The 18,095-nt window shown below is 58.6% G+C and carries 14 protein-coding genes and 3 tRNA genes; 14 read left to right on the forward strand and 3 right to left on the reverse strand.

Features of this window, described 5'->3' with window-relative positions:
* Positions 1–36: 36 nt before the first annotated feature.
* The 7 genes from lon to B0B09_RS02080 all read left to right on the forward strand — a co-directional run bounded on the left by lon (position 37) and on the right by B0B09_RS02080 (position 5,155).
* The gene (lon, locus tag B0B09_RS02050) at positions 37–2,442 is read left to right on the forward strand and encodes an endopeptidase La (protein ID WP_076658162.1); all 2,406 of its coding nucleotides are present in this window, start codon (positions 37–39) and stop codon (positions 2,440–2,442) included.
* A gap of 129 nt (positions 2,443–2,571) precedes the next feature.
* Positions 2,572–2,886 (forward strand): HU family DNA-binding protein, encoded by a 315-nt coding sequence (locus tag B0B09_RS02055; RefSeq protein WP_076658163.1) that lies wholly within the window; start codon positions 2,572–2,574, stop codon positions 2,884–2,886.
* 12 nt (positions 2,887–2,898) lie between these two features.
* Positions 2,899–3,453, forward strand: a complete 555-nt coding sequence (locus tag B0B09_RS02060; RefSeq protein ID WP_076658164.1) for a histidine phosphatase family protein — start codon at positions 2,899–2,901, stop codon at positions 3,451–3,453.
* Positions 3,454–3,494: 41 nt separating this feature from the next.
* Positions 3,495–3,570: transfer RNA gene (locus B0B09_RS02065), tRNA-Val, on the forward strand.
* A 136-nt stretch (positions 3,571–3,706) separates the two neighbouring features.
* Complete coding sequence (locus B0B09_RS02070; RefSeq protein WP_076658165.1) at positions 3,707–4,645, forward strand: pirin family protein; 939 nt, start codon at positions 3,707–3,709, stop codon at positions 4,643–4,645.
* Positions 4,646–4,716: 71 nt separating this feature from the next.
* Positions 4,717–4,793, forward strand: a tRNA-Asp gene (locus B0B09_RS02075).
* 285 nt (positions 4,794–5,078) lie between these two features.
* A tRNA-Asp gene (locus B0B09_RS02080) sits at positions 5,079–5,155 on the forward strand.
* Positions 5,156–5,213: 58 nt separating this feature from the next.
* Here B0B09_RS02080 and mgrA read toward each other — a convergent pair.
* Together mgrA and B0B09_RS02090 are read right to left on the reverse strand one after the other, a co-directional pair.
* Positions 5,214–6,254 carry an L-glyceraldehyde 3-phosphate reductase gene (gene mgrA, locus B0B09_RS02085; protein WP_076658166.1) on the reverse strand — a complete coding sequence of 347 codons (1,041 nt, stop codon included), beginning with the start codon at positions 6,252–6,254 and terminating at the stop codon, positions 5,214–5,216.
* An 84-nt stretch (positions 6,255–6,338) separates the two neighbouring features.
* Positions 6,339–7,712 carry a M20/M25/M40 family metallo-hydrolase gene (locus B0B09_RS02090; RefSeq protein ID WP_076658167.1) on the reverse strand — a complete coding sequence of 458 codons (1,374 nt, stop codon included), beginning with the start codon at positions 7,710–7,712 and terminating at the stop codon, positions 6,339–6,341.
* Between the two features lie 292 nt (positions 7,713–8,004).
* On the opposite strand from B0B09_RS02090, the gene hemA reads away from it, so the two are divergent.
* From hemA to B0B09_RS02120, 6 genes are all read left to right on the forward strand, one after another.
* Positions 8,005–9,228: a 5-aminolevulinate synthase gene (hemA, locus tag B0B09_RS02095; protein WP_076659738.1), complete on the forward strand. Its 1,224-nt coding sequence runs from the start codon at positions 8,005–8,007 to the stop codon at positions 9,226–9,228.
* A 116-nt stretch (positions 9,229–9,344) separates the two neighbouring features.
* Positions 9,345–10,541, forward strand: coding sequence for a helix-turn-helix domain-containing protein (locus B0B09_RS02100; RefSeq protein ID WP_076658168.1), 1,197 nt, complete (start codon positions 9,345–9,347; stop codon positions 10,539–10,541).
* A 77-nt stretch (positions 10,542–10,618) separates the two neighbouring features.
* Positions 10,619–11,740, forward strand: coding sequence for a flavodoxin-dependent (E)-4-hydroxy-3-methylbut-2-enyl-diphosphate synthase (gene ispG, locus B0B09_RS02105; protein ID WP_076658169.1), 1,122 nt, complete (start codon positions 10,619–10,621; stop codon positions 11,738–11,740).
* Between the two features lie 7 nt (positions 11,741–11,747).
* A complete protein-coding gene (locus tag B0B09_RS02110; RefSeq protein ID WP_076658170.1) occupies positions 11,748–12,404 on the forward strand; it encodes a hypothetical protein in 657 nt (218 codons plus the stop codon).
* A 62-nt stretch (positions 12,405–12,466) separates the two neighbouring features.
* Complete coding sequence (locus tag B0B09_RS02115) at positions 12,467–13,612, forward strand: pyridoxal phosphate-dependent aminotransferase (RefSeq protein WP_076658171.1); 1,146 nt, start codon at positions 12,467–12,469, stop codon at positions 13,610–13,612.
* Positions 13,609–14,763 carry an N-acetylmuramoyl-L-alanine amidase gene (locus B0B09_RS02120; protein WP_076658172.1) on the forward strand — a complete coding sequence of 385 codons (1,155 nt, stop codon included), beginning with the start codon at positions 13,609–13,611 and terminating at the stop codon, positions 14,761–14,763. Before B0B09_RS02115 ends, B0B09_RS02120 begins: the two co-directional genes overlap by 4 nt.
* On the opposite strand, the gene B0B09_RS02125 is transcribed toward B0B09_RS02120, so the two are convergent.
* The gene (locus B0B09_RS02125; protein WP_076658173.1) at positions 14,760–15,371 is read right to left on the reverse strand and encodes a class I SAM-dependent methyltransferase; all 612 of its coding nucleotides are present in this window, start codon (positions 15,369–15,371) and stop codon (positions 14,760–14,762) included. The two genes, B0B09_RS02120 and B0B09_RS02125, sit on opposite strands and share 4 nt — an antisense overlap.
* A gap of 159 nt (positions 15,372–15,530) precedes the next feature.
* Here B0B09_RS02125 and B0B09_RS02130 point away from each other — a divergent pair, with 159 nt between their 5' ends.
* Positions 15,531–18,047 carry a penicillin-binding protein 1A gene (locus B0B09_RS02130; RefSeq protein ID WP_076658174.1) on the forward strand — a complete coding sequence of 839 codons (2,517 nt, stop codon included), beginning with the start codon at positions 15,531–15,533 and terminating at the stop codon, positions 18,045–18,047.
* Positions 18,048–18,095 lie beyond the last annotated feature (48 nt).

Raw genomic sequence — 18,095 nt, forward strand, 5'->3', positions numbered from 1 at the left:
GGGACCGGCGCGTCTTGCCGAGAAAAGGAAAAGAGCATGCAAGAACCGTTGAGTTCATCCTATCCCGTCCTGCCGTTGCGCGACATTGTGGTGTTTCCACATATGATCGTGCCGCTTTTCGTGGGCCGCGATAAATCTGTCCGCGCCCTTGAAGAGGTGATGCAGGACGACAAGCAGATTTTGCTGTCCAGCCAGATCGACCCCGGTGAGGACGATCCCAAAGAGGACGGCATCTACAAGACAGGCGTGCTGGCTAATGTGCTGCAGCTGCTGAAACTGCCAGACGGTACTGTAAAGGTACTGGTCGAAGGCCGTGCGCGCGTCAAAATCACAGGTTTTGTCGCCAATGACAGCTACTTCGAGGCGTCATGTGAATATCTGACCGAAACCGATGGCGACCCTGCCGAAATCGAAGCACTGGTGCGCAATGTCTCGGCCGAGTTCGAGCGCTATGCGAAGGTCAAGAAAAACATCCCTGAAGAGGCCATGGCCGCTGTCGGCGATGCGACCGAACCTGCGAAACTGGCGGACCTTGTTGCCGGTCATCTGGGTATTGAAGTCGAACAAAAGCAGGGGCTTTTGGAAACGCTTTCCGTGTCCGAGCGGCTGGAAAAGGTCTTTGGCATGATGCAGGGCGAAATGTCCGTGCTGCAGGTCGAGAAAAAGATCAAGACGCGTGTGAAATCCCAGATGGAGCGCACCCAGCGTGAGTACTATTTGAATGAGCAAATGAAGGCCATTCAGAAAGAACTCGGCGATGGCGAGGACGGCCAGAACGAGGTTGATGAGCTTGAGGCGAAAATCGCCGAGACCAAGCTGTCCAAAGAGGCCCGCGAAAAGGTGGATGCCGAGCTGAAAAAGCTCAAGAACATGTCGCCGATGAGCGCCGAAGCCACTGTTGTCCGCAACTATCTGGACTGGATCCTTGGCGTGCCATGGGGCACCAAATCCCGCACGAAAAAGGACCTGCACAAAGCGCAGGCGATCCTTGATGCGGATCACTACGGTCTTGAGAAGGTCAAAGAGCGCATTGTCGAGTATCTTGCGGTGCAACAGCGCTCAGCCAAGCTCAAGGGCCCGATCATGTGTCTGGTCGGCCCTCCGGGTGTGGGTAAAACAAGCTTGGGCAAATCTGTCGCCAAAGCGACCGGGCGCGAGTTTATCCGCATCAGTCTGGGTGGTGTGCGTGACGAAAGTGAAATCCGCGGTCACCGCCGGACTTATATCGGTTCGATGCCCGGCAAGATCATTCAGGCGCTGAAAAAGGCGAAAACCACGAACCCGCTCATCCTGCTCGATGAAATCGACAAGATGGGCCAGGACTTCCGTGGTGACCCTGCATCTGCCATGCTTGAAGTGCTTGATCCGGAACAGAACAGCACATTCGTCGATCACTATCTCGAGGTCGAGTATGACCTTTCGAACGTGATGTTCCTGACGACGGCGAACTCCTACAACATGCCCGGACCACTTTTGGACCGGATGGAGATCATTTCGCTCTCGGGTTACACCGAGGATGAAAAGGTGGAAATCGCCAAGCAACACCTGCTGCCCAAGGTCATGAAAAACCACGGTTTGAAGGCCAAGGAATTCTCGGTGTCTGATGACGCCTTGCTGGCGATGGTGCGGGTTTATACCCGTGAGGCCGGCGTGCGGAACATGGAACGTGAATTGGCGAAAGTGGCCCGCAAGGCCGTGACCAAGATCGTCAAGAAAGAAGCCGACGTGATTGAAGTCACAGCCCAAAATCTGTCTGACTTCCTTGGGGTCGAAAAGCACCGCTTTGGTCTTGCCGAGGAAAGCGATCAGGTTGGTGTTGTTACCGGTCTGGCATGGACCTCTGTGGGTGGCGAGCTTCTCAACATCGAAGCGCTGCGCCTGCCGGGTAAAGGCCGGATGAAGACTACCGGTAAGCTGGGCGATGTAATGAAGGAATCGATTGATGCGGCCTCATCCTACGTGCGCTCGATTGCGCCCGAGATCGGGGTGAAGCCACCAAAGTTCGATACCATCGACATTCACGTTCACGTACCGGATGGCGCGACACCGAAGGACGGGCCAAGTGCGGGTCTGGCGATGGTGACATCCATTGTGTCGGTGCTGACGGGTATTCCGGTGCGCAAGGATATCGCCATGACCGGCGAGGTGTCTTTGCGCGGCAACGCGATGCCAATCGGTGGTTTGAAAGAAAAGCTGCTGGCGGCGCTGCGTGGGGGTATCACCACGGTGTTGATCCCGCAGGACAACGCCAAGGACCTGCCGGAAATCCCGGATAACGTGAAAGAGGGGCTGACGATTATCCCTGTCACCCATGTGTCCGAGGTGCTGGAGCACGCACTGGTCCGCAAGCCCGAGGCGATTGAGTGGGACGAGGCCGCCGAAGAGGCCGCCGCCGCCGCGCTCAAGGCGCAAGGTGGCGGTGAAGTGGCGCGCGCGCACTAACTGCGGACTAATTTGATGAAAGACAAAGGCGCCCTTGCTTGCGGGGGCGCCTTTTGCATGCGCTATCCGCTTGACGTTGCTGGCCGCAAAGGACGTAATGCTCGCAACACATGAAAGGGACGAATGCACATGGCACGTCAGCCAAAAGAAACGCCGGAAACCGCAAAGACCGAGGACGGAACGCTGAAAAAGCCGGAGCTTCTTGATGCGGTTGTGGCGCGTACGAACCTCAAAAAGCGGGATGTCAAACCTGCCGTTGAGGCCGCCCTCGCGGTCTTGGGCGAAGCGCTGCGCGAGGGCGCAGTTGTGAATTTGCCGCCTTTGGGCAAGCTGCGCGTGGTCAAGACAAAACCGCTTGATGGCGGTGCTGCGGTTGTCACGTTGAAATTGCGCACGCCCAAGGATGCCACGGTTGCTGCCGAGGCCGCTTCTGACGACGCCTGATGCGGGCCAGCGATGCGGTATCCTGAACTCTATATCCTGCGCCACGGCCAAACGATGTGGAACGCCGAGAACCGGATGCAGGGGGAGCTGAATTCGCCGCTGACCGAGAAGGGCCTGCGCGATGCTGCAAAGCAAAGAGAAATTCTTGCGATGCGTGATCTGGGCGATTTTGTCTTTATCAGCAGCCCGCAGGGGCGGGCGTTCCAAACAGCGGGAATCGCTTTGGCCGGAATTGCTGATCATATTCGGACAGATGATCGTTTGCGCGAGATCGGTGTCGGCGATTGGTCGGGCCGTCTTCGGGATGAACTGCCGATGCCAACCAACCCCTATCAATCACAATATGAAATCGCCCCGAATGGCGAGGGTTTTGCACGGCTCAAACTGCGGTGCCGTGCGTTTCTTGCTGATTTGAAAGGGCCTGCCGTCCTTGTCACGCATGGGATTACCAGCAGTATGATCCGTGTGTTGGTCGTTGGCGAAAAGGCGCATGCCGAGCGTCACAGCCACGGCGGGCAGGGCCGCGTATATCACCTGAAAGATGGCGAACAATTCCTCTTGGAATAGGCTTGCACTACCCTGAACACTCGTCTAAATGATGCCGCATCGGGTGATTAGCTCAGTTGGTAGAGCGCTTCCTTTACACGGAAGATGTCGGGAGTTCGAGCCTCTCATCACCCACCATTCCTTCCCATAAAATGCAAATTGCGATTACACGGATGTGTTCTGCGCATCTGCGCACATAGACCCTTCGCCGGGCGCTCTATCTTAATTTTTCGCACCAATTATCTTGTTGGTAACGTAGGAATGGAGTGCAGATATGAGCTGGAACCCAACACTGAATGCCCATAATCCGACCGGTGACGCGATTGATGCGATCGACACTGTGATCGTGTCGCGCGCGCGTGACATTGGTGGTTTTGAAGTGCGGCGTGCTTTGCCCGCGCCGCGTCGGCAGATGGTCGGCCCCTTTATCTTCTTTGACCAGATGGGCCCTGCTGAATTTCTGACGGGCGAGGGCATTGACGTGCGCCCGCATCCGCATATCGGCTTGGCGACCGTCACCTATCTGCATAGCGGCACCATTCATCACCGCGATAGTCTGGGGACGGACCAGTGGATCGAAGCGGGTGATGTGAACCTGATGGTGGCAGGTCACGGGATCACCCATTCGGAACGCGTTGACGGGATCCAGCGGATGAAGCCGCAGCGGATGTTTGGCGTCCAGTCATGGATCGCGCTGCCCAAAGGGGCCGAGGATCGCGAAGCGGGATTTATCCATGCGCCCAAAGCGGAATTGCCGTTCTTGGAAGGCGAGGGCAAACAGGTACGCCTGATTATGGGCGAGGCTTACGGCGAACGCGCGCCGGTCGAGACGCCGTCTGAAATGTTCTACCTTGACGCGGTGCTGGAACCTTATGCGGCCATGCCGCTGCCGGACAACCACGAAGACCGTGGGGCCTATGTTCTTGAAGGTGAAGTAGAAATCGCAGGGCAGGTGTTTGATCAGGGCAAGATGGTCACCTTCCGTCCCGGTGACCGGATCAGCATGAAAGCGGGGCCGTGGGGCGCCCGTGTGATGTTGCTGGGTGGGGCGACCATGGAAGGCGAGCGCTATATCTGGTGGAATTTTGTGGCGTCGAGCAAAGAGCGGATTGAGGAGGCGAAAGAGGCCTGGCGTGCCGGAGATTGGCAGAATGGCCGCTTTCAATTGCCCCCCGGTGATGACACGGAATTTATTCCGCTGCCTAAGCGTTAAGGGCGCTTGACGGGGCGGGTTTGCGCACTTAGAAGCAGCGCACGTCCAGCGCTTGCTGGACAAGCAGATGCGCGGTTGTAGCTCAGTTGGTTAGAGTACCGGCCTGTCACGCCGGGGGTCGCGGGTTCGAGCCCCGTCAACCGCGCCACTGCCTTCCCCCCACCGATCAGAAGATGACGCAACGCCCTTGGCGGCACCGTGGCGTTGGACTGCGTTTACCGTTATTTTCCTGGCAAAAGTCCGGTGCACAGGCGGTACAGCATCCGTACACAGCCTGTACACACAGATGCGGACATCCGCGCAGTTTAACGCACCGCGCGCGGTCAAGTCTGAACAAGATTTAAATTCCGCCAGACCATTTTGGAAAAACCGCACTGCGATGAAGATTCGGCGTTGACGCCCCGCGCATCCACGACTATTCCGCCCCCTACGCGCGGTTGTAGCTCAGTTGGTTAGAGTACCGGCCTGTCACGCCGGGGGTCGCGGGTTCGAGCCCCGTCAACCGCGCCATTTTCCCAAGTTGCTGCTTAAAAGGTGGGTCATGGCCCACCTTCTTTTTGACGCGCGCTTAATCCAACTCCGACGAGCGGGCCCAGAGGTTGATCGCTTCCTCGGAACTGATCTCGTCGATCTGTTTCAGCTCAGCCTCGGTAAAGTCGAGGTTGTCGATGGCACCAGCGCAATCAATGATCTGTTCGGGCCGTGACGCGCCGATCAGTGCTGTGGTCACGCGACCGCCGCGCAGAACCCATGCGATGGCCATTTGCGCAAGGGTTTGCCCCCGTGCCTGTGCCATGTCATTGAGTGCGCGCACGCTCGCCAGCGAGCTTTCGTTGATCATGCCGTCGAGCAGCGATTTACCTTGTGTCGCCCGGCTGCCTTCGGGAATGCCACCCAGATATTTTGACGTCAGGATGCCTTGCGCCAATGGTGTGAAGGCGATGGAGCCGACGCCAAGCTCATCCAGTGTATCCAGGAGCCCGTCATGTTCCACCCAGCGGTTCAGCAGGTTGTAGGACGGCTGGTGGATCAGGCAGGGTGTGCCAAGGTCCTTCAGGATCGCCACTGCCTCGCGGGTCCGTTGGGAATTGTAGCTGGAGATGCCCGCATAGAGCGCGCGGCCCGAGCGCACGATATGATCAAGCGCGCCCATGGTTTCCTCAAGCGGGGTATCGGGATCAAAACGGTGCGAATAGAAAATATCGACATAATCCAGCCCCATCCGTCTCAGTGACTGGTCGCAGGAGGCGATCAGGTATTTGCGCGATCCCCATTCGCCATAAGGGCCGGGCCACATGTCGTAGCCTGCTTTGCTTGAAATGATCAGTTCGTCGCGGTGGCCGTTGAAATCGGTTTTGAGGATGTCGCCAAAGGCCTCTTCCGCCGATCCTGCGGGCGGGCCATAGTTATTGGCCAGATCGAAATGCGTGATCCCCAGATCAAAGGCCGTCTGGCACATAGCGCGTTTGGTGGCGTGCGGCGTGTCCTCGCCGAAATTGTGCCACAGGCCAAGGCTGATCGCGGGGAGTTGCACGCCCGAATTGCCACAGCGGCGGTAGACCATTTTGTCATAACGGTCAGCGGCCGGGTGGTAGGGGGATGTGCTCATATACGGGGGGCGTGATGCATTACTCATCCGCCTAACATGGGCGAATGCGGGGGCATGTCAAACGGATCATGCCCCCGCACTATTTTAGCTTGTCATTGCGTGCAGGATACGTGCCCAGCTGCGGATGCCTTTGTGAAAGGACGACAGGTCATATTTCTCGTTCGGGGAATGCAGCCCGTCATCGTCTTTGCCAAAACCGATCAGCATCGTGTCCATATCAAGGATTTCCTTGAAGTGCCCCGCAATCGGGATCGACCCGCCGCCGCCGGTAAAGGCCGCCGCGTTCGGCCATTCATCCGAGAGCGCCTTGCGGGCCTGTGCAAAGGCCGGATGCGTGGTGGTCATCACCGAGGCCTTGCTCGCGCCATGGTCTTTGAAGCTGACGCTGCAATCGGCAGGCAGCATATCCTGCACCATTTTCCGGAAGGCTTTGCGGATTTCGTGGGGGTTTTGTGTGCCGACAAGCCGGAAGCTGATCTTTGCGGAGGCCTTGGACGGCAGCACGGTTTTGAAGCCATCGCCGGTATAGCCCGACCAGATCCCGTTCACCTCGCAGGTGGGACGTGACCAGATCATTTCCAGCGGGCGGCGGCCTTTCTCGCCTGCAGGCTCGGAGAGACCGACTTCGCCCAGAAAGCTTTCGTGATCGAATTTCAGGTCGTCCCAAGCGGCCGCAAGTTCGTTCGAAAGCTCGGGTACGCCTTCATAGAAACCGGGCACGGTGATCCGGCCTTCATCGTCGTGGAGTGCCGCAATGATGCGCGCCAGCACGCGGGCAGGGTTCATCGCGACCCCGCCGTACATGCCCGAGTGGAGGTCGCGGCTTGGGCCTGTGATGGTCAGCTCTTCGCCCAAGAGACCGCGCAGTTGCGTCATGATCGCGGGTGTGTTTTCGTCGAAGAGCGAGGTGTCCGAGATCAGCGCGATATCGGCGGTGAGCTCGGCGCGGTTTTCTTCCATGAATGGTGTCAGTGAGGGTGAGCCGGATTCCTCTTCGCCCTCAAAGAACATCGAAATATTGGCGGGCAGGGTGCCATGTACGGCTTTCCACGCACGGCAGGCCTCGACGAAGGTCATCAGCTGGCCTTTGTCGTCCGCGGTACCACGACCGCGGATAACCTTGCCCTTTGGCGTTTCCTCGATGCGGGGATCAAAAGGGTCGTTGTCCCAAAGCTCAAGTGGATCAACGGGTTGCACGTCATAGTGTCCGTAGAACAGTAAGTGCGCTGCGTCCCCGCCGGAGTGGCCGACGACCATCGGATGGCCGGGTGTCGGGCGCTTGGAGGCGTCAAAACCGATGGATTTCAGATCCGCCACAAGCCAGTCAGCGGCCCTGTCACAATCTGCCTTGAAAGCAGGGTCGGTCGAGATCGAGGGGATGCGCAGCAGTTCAAACAGGCGCTCTGTGGCTTGGGGGAGATCTGCGTCGATCCGTGCAAGGACGGGGTCTAGGGTCATAACGGGCCTCATATTTAGGATTTTGGCGCAGGGTTGTCGGAAACCGGCGCAAGGTCAATGGGGGCGCTGAAAGGGGCGCTGCCCCTCGCGCTCACCCCGAAGTTTGAGGAGACATGGAAAGTTGTTGATGCAGATCAATGAACCCGCGGGGGGTGCCCTTCAAAAAGGGACGCAAAGGGGGGTGACACTTTGTAACGGCTTGTCCCGTGCGGTTGTGCCCTATATGACGCTTAGAACGATTCAAAAACCGCTGCAAAAAGTGGCTTTTGGTCCGACAAAGAGGACGAAAGACGTGGATTATAACGCCAAGTTGGACATTGCGATCGAACGGTTGCACACTGAGGGTCGCTACCGGACCTTCATTGATATCGAGCGCAAACGCGGTCAATTCCCCCATGCGACGTGGCGTAAGCCTGACGGATCAGAGGCGCCAGTTACCGTGTGGTGCGGGAATGATTATTTGGGTATGGGGCAGCATCCTGTCGTTCTGGCCGCCATGCACGAGGCAATAGAGGCCACCGGCGCGGGGTCGGGCGGGACACGCAATATCTCTGGCACAACGGTTTATCACAAGCGTCTCGAGGCCGAACTGGCCGACCTGCACAACAAGGAAGCGGCGCTGCTGTTTACCTCGGCTTATATCGCGAATGATGCGACGCTGAGCACGCTGCCAAAGCTGTTTCCGGGTCTGATTATCTATTCCGACGCACTGAACCATGCGTCGATGATCGAAGGTGTGCGCCGCAACGGGGGCGCCAAGCGGATTTTCCGCCATAATGATGTGGCCCATCTGCGTGAACTTCTGGCGGCTGATGATCCTGATGCGCCAAAGCTGATCGCGTTTGAATCAATCTATTCGATGGACGGCGATTTCGGACCGATCGAGGACATCTGCGATCTGGCTGATGAATTCGGCGCACTGACCTATATCGACGAGGTACATGCAGTGGGCATGTACGGACCGCGCGGGGCTGGCGTGGCCGAGCGTGATGGCCTGATGGGGCGGATTGATATTATCAACGGCACTTTGGCCAAGGCTTATGGTGTGATGGGTGGCTACATCGCCGCCAGCGCAAAAATGTGTGACGCCATCCGCTCTTATGCGCCGGGCTTCATCTTTACGACATCGCTGCCGCCTGCTGTTGCAGCAGGTGCTGCGGCATCCGTGGCGCATCTGAAGACAGATCAGGCACTGCGCGCGCAACACCAGACACAGGCGAAAATCCTCAAGCTGCGGCTCAAGGGGATGGGCCTGCCGATTATTGATCATGGCAGCCATATTGTGCCGTTGATCGTAGGGGACCCTGTGCATACCAAGAAGCTGTCCGATATGCTCCTGTCCGACTTCGGGATCTACGTGCAGCCGATCAATTTTCCGACTGTCCCACGTGGCACCGAGCGTTTGCGGTTCACCCCGTCGCCGGTCCATGGGCCGCGCGAAATGGATGCATTAGTAGGCGCTTTGGACGGTTTGTGGTCACATTGTGCGCTGAATCGTGCTGACTTGGCCGGTTAACACTATATACACCTGTGCATAACTTTATGAGACGTGCTAACGTCTTGGAGGGCGCAGGCATTGTTTCGATTCGTTGGACGGTAGGCGCTTAGGGGCATTAAGCGACGGGACAGTCGATGATCGGGAAGACCTTCAAGCGTGCAGACGCGTCGGGGGACGCAGAGGCAAGAGGCTTTGACGCCTACGACCTGCGTCTGGGCGACGTGATGCGTGGAGAGCGTGCGACGATGGGCAAGAGCCTGTTGGATGTGCAGCGTGAACTGAAGATCAAGGCCGCCTATATCGCCGCAATTGAAAACGCCGATCCTTCTGCTTTTGATACACCTGGATTTATCGCAGGCTACGTGCGCTCATATGCGCGATACCTTGGCATGGACCCCGAAGAGGCTTTTGCAGGTTTTTGTGCCGAAAGCGGTTTCGCCACCGCCCACGGTATGTCGGCTGAGGCCTCTTCACTGAAGGGCAAGACCTATGATCCTGCGGGTGTGCCGCTTGGCAAGGATATTTTCTCCGCCTCCGCGACCCCCTTTGTGCCGGCAGGTGACGCGATGCTGGCGGGTATTGAACCCCGCGCTATTGGCTCTGTGCTGGTGCTGGTCGCGTTGATTGGCGGGTTGGGCTTTGGCGGTTGGACCGTTTTGCAGGAAGTGCAGAAGGTCCAGTTCGCGCCTGTTGAGCAAACACCTGTTGTTGTTTCTGATCTTGATCCGCTGGCCGGTGCCACAAATGCGATCGAGCCAAGCGACGCTTTGGCCGGATTTGAAGCACCCTCCGCGCAGTCTTTGGACCGCCTTTATCGCCCACAAGCGCTTGATGTGCCTGTGTTGGTTGCGCGGGATGCGCCGATTTCCACGTTGCGGCGTGAAAGTATCGGCGCGATCCTGCCGCAAGAAGACCGCGCATTGTCGCCTGATTTACAGCTGGCAGAAGCCGAAACTGGCGAGCCTGTGCCGCCTGTTCAGGTGGTGGCGCCTAACGTGCCGGAACTTCAGCTTGTCGCCGTGCGTCCCGCGTGGGTGCGCATCCGGGCGGCTGACGGGACAATCATCTATGAGGGCGTGATGGAGCCGGGACAAAACTTTGTTGTGCCCGCGACCGAAGAGCCTGCAACGCTGCGTGTTGGTGAAAGTGGCGCCATGTATTTTGCCGTCAACGGCGTGCATTACGGCCCTGTTGGTCCATCGGGTGTTGTGACGTCCAATGTGGCTTTGAGCACCGACAATCTGACACAGACTTATGCTGTTGCGGATCTAAGCGCAGATGATGATCTCGCCGAAATCGTGAATGTGGCCGAGGTTGTCGCAGAGGAATAGCGCGACTGTCGCTTGATGATGTGCGCCTGCCGACATAGGTTGGGCGCAACGCTAACGCATCTGAAAGTCGATCTGACATGTCTCTGAACCATATCCGTCCGTGGCGCAATATCTACCGCCGCAAGTCGCGCCAGATCATGGTGGGTAATGTCCCCGTCGGGGGGGATGCGCCGATTACCGTGCAAACCATGACGAACACGCTGACCACGGATGTCAAAGCAACCATCGCGCAGGTGCAGGCCGCCGCCGATGCCGGTGCCGATATCGTGCGTATTTCTGTGCCGGATGAGGCGTCAAGCGCTGCCTTGAAAGAGATTGTGCGCGAAGTGTCCGTGCCGATCGTGGCGGATATCCATTTTCACTATAAACGTGGCATAGAGGCGGCAGAGGCGGGTGCGGCCTGTTTGCGCATCAATCCGGGCAATATTGGCGATGAAAAGCGCGTCAAAGAAGTGATCAAAGCAGCGCGTGATCACAATTGTTCCATCCGTATTGGCGTCAACGCGGGTTCGCTCGAAAAGCATCTGCTGGATAAATACGGTGAGCCGTGCCCCGATGCGATGGTCGAAAGCGGGCTGGATCATATCAAAATCCTGCAAGACAATGATTTCCACGAATTCAAAATCTCCTGCAAAGCCTCTGACGTGTTCATGGCCGCCGCCGCCTATCAACAGCTGGCCGATGCCACCGACGCGCCGATCCACCTCGGCATTACCGAAGCCGGTGGTTTGACCTCTGGCACCATCAAATCGGCGATTGGGCTGGGAAATCTGCTCTGGATGGGGATCGGTGATACGATCCGTGTCAGCCTTTCTGCCGATCCGGTAGAAGAGGTGAAGGTCGGTTATGAGATCCTGAAGTCTTTGGGCCTGCGCCACCGTGGTGTGAACATTATCTCTTGTCCGTCCTGTGCGCGGCAGGGATTTGATGTGATCAAGACGGTTGAGGCGCTTGAAAAGCGTCTTGAGCACATCAAAACACCGATGTCGCTGTCGATTATCGGCTGTGTCGTGAACGGCCCCGGAGAGGCGCTGATGACCGACGTGGGCTTTACGGGCGGCGGGGCAGGGTCCGGGATGGTCTATCTTGCAGGCAAGCAGAGCCACAAGCAATCCAACGAAGATATGGTCGATCATATCGTCGAACAGGTCGAGAAAAAGGCCGCTGAACTGGAAGCGCAAGCCGCAGCAGCGGAGTAGGCGCAGGTTGCGCGGCCTGCCTGTCTTGCTGGTTTTGCTGCTCGGCAGTTCTGCCGCATCTGCGCAAACCTGCCCTGATTTTCACCGTTTTGTGGATTTTGGCCTGACAGGCGGCGATGGCGTGACTTATCGTGGCGGCATTGTGCTGCGCGCCGAAGGGTTTGATGGTGCGCCCTTGCTTCTGACAGCGCAGACCCTTTGCCGTGATGTACGTGATCTGGCGGTGGACGGGCGCGGCAATCCGATCCCTGTGGTTGCCGAGGTTGCCTATGATCCTGCGGCGGCGGGGATTGCACTGCGCGACTTGCGCGTCGCGCTCTGGCCTGATGCCTTTACCGAAGCGCAAGTGGCGGCGGCGGCGCATCTGGCGGCGGTCTATAATCCCAATATGACGGTGACGCGCGGAGAGGATTACCTCTGTGCACTGGCGCCAACCGGCGCAGTCAGCTGTCAGGTGCAGCCGCCCTTTCCCAATCAGGCACCTGTTGTCGCCTATTGTGATGCGGGGCTGTGCCGGATGCCAGTGATGGCGATCAATGCAACTTTGGCCGTCAATGCGACATGGGCCAGTGACGTGGCCGATCCCGCAGCGATCGGCGCGCAAGTGTCGCAAAAGGCGCGGCAGATCCATGATTTTCTGGTGCCGCTTTCCGCGGCTTTCTAGCGGGCCATTGACCTTGACCGCCAGACAGGGGCAAACAGGCACCCAAACATAAGAGGCAGGCTATGCGACGCTCAGACAGAGGGAATGTCGATCCTTTCATCGTGATGGACGTGATGGAGGCTGCGCGTCAGGCCGAGGCGGCAGGACGGCATATCATCCATATGGAAGTGGGCCAGCCGGGCACCGGTGCGCCGGAGGCGGCGAAGGCGCGGTTGATTGACGATCTGGCGGATCCTTTGGGTTACACGGTGGCGCTGGGGCTGCCGGAGTTGAAAGAGCGGATCGCGAAGCATTACGCCGAATGGTACGGGGTGACGCTTGATCCGGCGCGCGTGGTGATCACCAGCGGGGCGTCGGGGGCGTTCCTGCTCGCGTTTTCGGCCTTGTTTGACAATGATGCGCGGGTCGGGCTGGGCACGCCGTGCTATCCGTCCTATCGCCAGATCTTGCGGGCTGTGGGCCTGACCCCGATTGATATTCCCACGACATTTGCGCAGCGTTTTCAGCCGGCACCTGCTGATGTGGCAGCGCATGATCTGGACGGGCTGATCGTCGCCTCGCCCGCGAACCCGACGGGGACGATGCTGGATCGTGACGGTTTGGCGGATCTGGCGGCGGCCTGTGCGGCACAGGGGGCGGCCTTTATCTCGGACGAGATTTATCACGGAATTGATTATGACGTGGCCCCTGTTTCGGCGTTGCAGGTCACCGATGACGTCTATGTGGTGAATTCCTTTTCCAAGTATTTCTCGATGACCGGTTGGCGCGTGGGCTGGATGATTGTGCCCGAGGACCACATCCGGCAGGTCGAGCGTCTGGCGCAGAACATGTTCATCTGTGCGCCCCATGCCGCCCAGCGGCTGGCGTTGCATGCGATGGATTGCACCGATGAGCTTGAGGCCAACAAGGCCGTGTACCGCGCCAATCGGGCGCTGATGATTGAGGGGTTGCAGGCCGCTGGCCTGACCCGTTTCGCGCCGCCTGACGGGGCATTTTATGTCTATGTGGATGTGTCGGAATACACCGATGATGCCTTGGCTTTTGCAGATGAGATTCTAGAGAAAGCGGGTGTTGCGGTCACGCCGGGACTCGATTTTGATGCCGCACGCGGCCACCACTGGTTGCGGTTTTCCTATGCGCGCTCCACGGCGGATATCACCGAAGGGCTGGACCGGCTGGCGCGGTTCATGCAGGGGCGGCGGGCATGATCCGCTGGCTGCTGTCTTTCCTCTTTATCGGCAATCTGGCCACCGCTCAGGTGACGGTTGACCCCGAGCGCACCAGTGTCAGCGACGGCTGGTGGACGCTTGAGGTTGCCATCGGGCTGGACCGGATCACGCCATACCGCGTGTTCACGCTGGATGACCCGCGTCGTCTGGTACTGGATGTGGAAGGGGCCTCGTTTGCGGGGCTTGATGCCGCTGCGCTGTTGTCGGGGGATCGGGCAACAGATGTGCGCTTTGGCCCGCTGCGCCCCGGGTGGTCGCGGATGGTGGTTGATCTGGCCGAACCCCTCGTCATTACCGAGGCGGGTATGGTGCGCACCGATGCGGGCGCTGATCTGACAATCGTGCTGGAGCGTGCAAGCGCCGAAGAATTTGCCGCCGCCGCAGGCGCGCCACCTGATCCGGGCTGGGATGTCGTGACAGGGTTTGATCCCGATGCCGCCGCGGCCCTTGCCGCAAGCGAGGATTTCATCGTGGTGATTGACCCCGGACATGGCGGCATTGACCCCGGGGCCTATCAGGGCGGGATCAAAGAGGCTGATCTGATGCTGATCCTTGCAGCAGAGCTTGCGGTTATGTTGAACACGCAAGAGGGGGTGCAGGCGGTGCTGACCCGCGAGAATGACGTGTTCGTCCCGCTTTCAGCGCGAATGACATTTGCGCGGCAGGTGGGGGCGGATCTGTTTCTGTCGTTGCATGCGGATGCCTTGGGTGACGCGGATGTGCGGGGCGCTTCGGTCTATACGCTTTCATCCGATGGTGGCGATGCTGCAGCACAGCGGATCGTCGAACGGCATGAGCGCGGTGATCTTTTGGCGGGTGTTGATCTGAACGACGCCGAGGACCGCGTGGCGACCACGCTGATGGACTTGGCGCGCGCGCGGACAGGGCCAGAGGGCGTGCGGATTGCCGACGCACTTGCAGCAGCGATGCAGGCGCAGGGTGTTCCGATGAATTCGCGTCCGCGCCGCGAGGGGCAGTTTGTGGTGTTAACGGCTGCGGGCTTTCCCAGCGTGTTGATCGAGGCGGGGTTCTTGTCGAATGCGCAGGACCGCGCGTTTCTGGCAACCCCCGAAGGACGGGCACGGATTGCCCGCGCGATCCGCGATACGGTGGTTTTGTTGGCCCGCTAGGTGCCGGTGAATTGCGCCAGCCAGATCGTATGATGCCCGCAGGTCGGATCCTCAGACGTGTAACGGAGAACCTTGAATCCGTTGTCCGCCAATAGCGTTTGGTATTCGGCTGGATCAAGGGAGGCGTGATAGATCGGCGCGTCTGCGACCTGTCCTATCGCCTCGCCTGCGATATGGCCGGACGTGAACATCAGCGTTGCAAGAGGGGCGCTATGGGCGGCAAACCGTGCAAACATCGCCCGTTGGTCATCTGCGCCAAGATGGAAGAAACTATTCCACGCAAGAATGGCGTCAAAGTTCTGATCGAGGTTCAGGCTGCGCATGTCTTCTTTGATCACCTGCGCCTTTGGCAGGTTTTGTGCATAAAGCCGTGTCATGGTGTCGGTCGCATCGACACCTGTTAAAACCGCCCCCCGTTCGGCAAGATAGGTCGCCATTGGCTGGCCTGACCCGCACCCGAGATCAAGGACGCGGACCGCGCCTGTTGCGCGGGGGGCTGTCGTCAGAAAACGGTCCAGCCACTGCTTTTCCATCAGGCTGCGGTTGCGGCTTTTGGCCCAGATGTGGCCAATGCGTTCGTAGGTGGGAATGACATCATTTGCTGGCATAGGGGCGATATGCACATGGCATGATGCGATAGCAATGCCTGTTCAAAAAGTGACCATCTTGCCGGCACCTTCTGGCCGAAAGCGGCATTTGGCCTTTTGACCCTAGGGGTGTGAGCGCGTATAACGGTCGGTGAAATTATCAGGACTGGGTTCCCTTTCGTGTTGCGCTTTATCTTTTCTTTTCTTGGCGGCTTGTTCACACTGCTGACGCTTGGGGCCTTTATGGGGGCGCTGGCGATTGGTGCTGTGCTCTACATGTATGGCCGCGATTTGCCGAGTTACGAGACCCTGTCGCAGTACACACCCAAGACAATCAGTCGGATTTATTCAGGTGAAGGGCAGATTATCGACGAATTTGCCGTCGAGCGCCGCCTGTTCACACCCGCTGAGGAAATCCCCGATATCGTCAAGCAGGCCTTCATTTCTGCCGAGGACAAAAACTTCTACGAACATGGCGGTTATGATGCCATGGGTATGGTGTCGGCCTTTGTGGATGCGGTGGAATCGCGCGGCGAAAACCTGCGCGGGGCGTCTACGATCACCCAGCAGGTGATGAAAAATTTCCTTCTGGATGGATCACGTTCGGTTGAGCGCAAGATCAAAGAGATCATTCTGGCGGTACGCATTGAGGGCGCAATGCCCAAAGAGCGTATTCTGGAGCTCTACCTGAACGAGATTTTTCTGGGCCAGAACAGTTTTGGCGTGACCGCTGCCGCTCTGACCTATTTCAACAAACCTCTGACCGAACTGACCCCGGGCGAGGCGGCTTATCTTGCGTCTTTGCCAAAGGCGCCCAGCAACCGTCACCCCGTGCGCGACCGTGACGCCGCTATCTTTTGGCGTAACAACACCCTGCGCGAGATGTTCGAGAACGGCTATATCGACGAAGAGACCTATGAGACCGAGCGCGCAGCCCCGCTTCTGTCTGTGCAGGGCGGCGACTATGAGGATTTCCGCGAGACATTGCCGGAGCGGGATTATTTCACTGATGAAATCCGCCGCCAGCTCAGCCAGAACTTCGGGGAAGAGGAATTCTTCTCGGGTGGTTTGTCGATCCGCGCGACCATTGATCCCGAGTTGCAGGTGACGGCGGCCCATTCCCTGCAGCGCGCACTTGAAGAGTATGACCGCGCGCAGGGTGCTTGGCGAGGCACCGAACTGACGATCCCGCAAGAGGCTTTGGCCAGCGAAGAAGACTGGCGCGCAGCCCTTGCCGGTTTGACTGTGCCGCGCAGCATTGATCTGGACGGTCAGTGGTATCCGGCGGTGATCCGCGAGGTGGCCGAAAACACGCTGACAATCGGCATTGAAGGCGTGGAAGAGACCGCAGACGAACCCTTTGTGGTGCCGCGCGTCGATATCCGTTGGCTGGTGGGTGATTTCTTTGACAATTTCACGCCCGGTGATGTGGTTCACGTGCGTCGTCTGCTGGATGGGGACGGCAATTTTGAACGCTGGTCCTTGCGGCAGGTGCCTGAGGTACAGGGCGGGTTTATGGCGATGGACGTCAACACCGGCCGCGTGATCGCGATGCAGGGCGGCTTTAGCTATGAAAGCTCGGTCTTCAACCGCGCCACACAAGCACAGCGCCAGCCCGGATCGTCGTTCAAGCCTTTCGTCTATGCGGCGGCTTTGGACAGCGGCTATTCGCCAGCCACGATCATTGTGGACGCACCGATCACGATTAACACACCGCAGGGCACATGGCGTCCGCGCAACTCGTCCAATCAGTTTTACGGCCCGACACCGATGCGCACAGGGATCGAGCGGTCGCGGAACCTGATGACCATCCGTCTGGCCCAAGAGATCGGGATTGATACGGTCGGGCGCTATGCGGAACGCTTTGGCGTCTACGAGGATATGAACCGCGTGCTTGCGGCCTCGCTCGGGTCCGATGAGACCACATTGTTCAAGATGGTTGCCGCCTATGCGATGTTCGCCAATGGCGGTGAGCGGGTCGAGCCGACGCTGGTGGACCGCGTGCAGGACCGTTACGGCCACACGGTCTACCGTCACGACCAGCGCACCTGTCTTGATTGCGATCAGGCCAATCTACCTGCCGGTGACGGGCCGCGGATCATGTCGAACCGCGACCGTGTGATGAATGAAATCACCGCCTATCAGCTGACGTCGATGATGCAGGGCGTTGTGCAGCGCGGCACCGCAAGTGGCACTGTAAACCTTCCTGTGCCGATTGCGGGCAAGACCGGTACCACGAACGATGCCAAAGATGTCTGGTTCGTCGGCTTTTCGTCTAATATCGTCGCAGGGTGCTATATCGGCTATGATACACCGCGCACCTTGGGCCGTGGTGCCTCGGGTGGCGGGTTCTGTGGGCCGGTGTTCAACCGGTTCATGCAAGAAGCGATCGAGAAGTACGGCTCGGGCTCGTTCCGTGTGCCTGCCAATTGCCAGTTCATCAACATTGACCGGTTCAGCGGTGCACGCCTGCCCAACGATGCTGCGGGCGATAATGTCGTGCGCGAATGTTTCCGCCCCGGCGAAGAGCCTTTGTTCGGCATCATGTTTGACGGTGGTTTTGCCATGGCGGCCGATTTGCCGCTCTTTGATGAAGCCCAGGCCGCACAGCGTCAGGTGACAACATCAACGGGTGAGACCGCGACTGTGGGTGATAAGGCGACCTTTGGGACATTGTCTTCGGGTGGTCTTTACTGACCATGTGCTTGTCGCGCTCCGAAGGGCGCGCTAAGACCGCATCATCAA

Source organism: Yoonia rosea, from assembly GCF_900156505.1.
GTDB classification, from domain to species: Bacteria; Pseudomonadota; Alphaproteobacteria; order Rhodobacterales; family Rhodobacteraceae; genus Yoonia; species Yoonia rosea.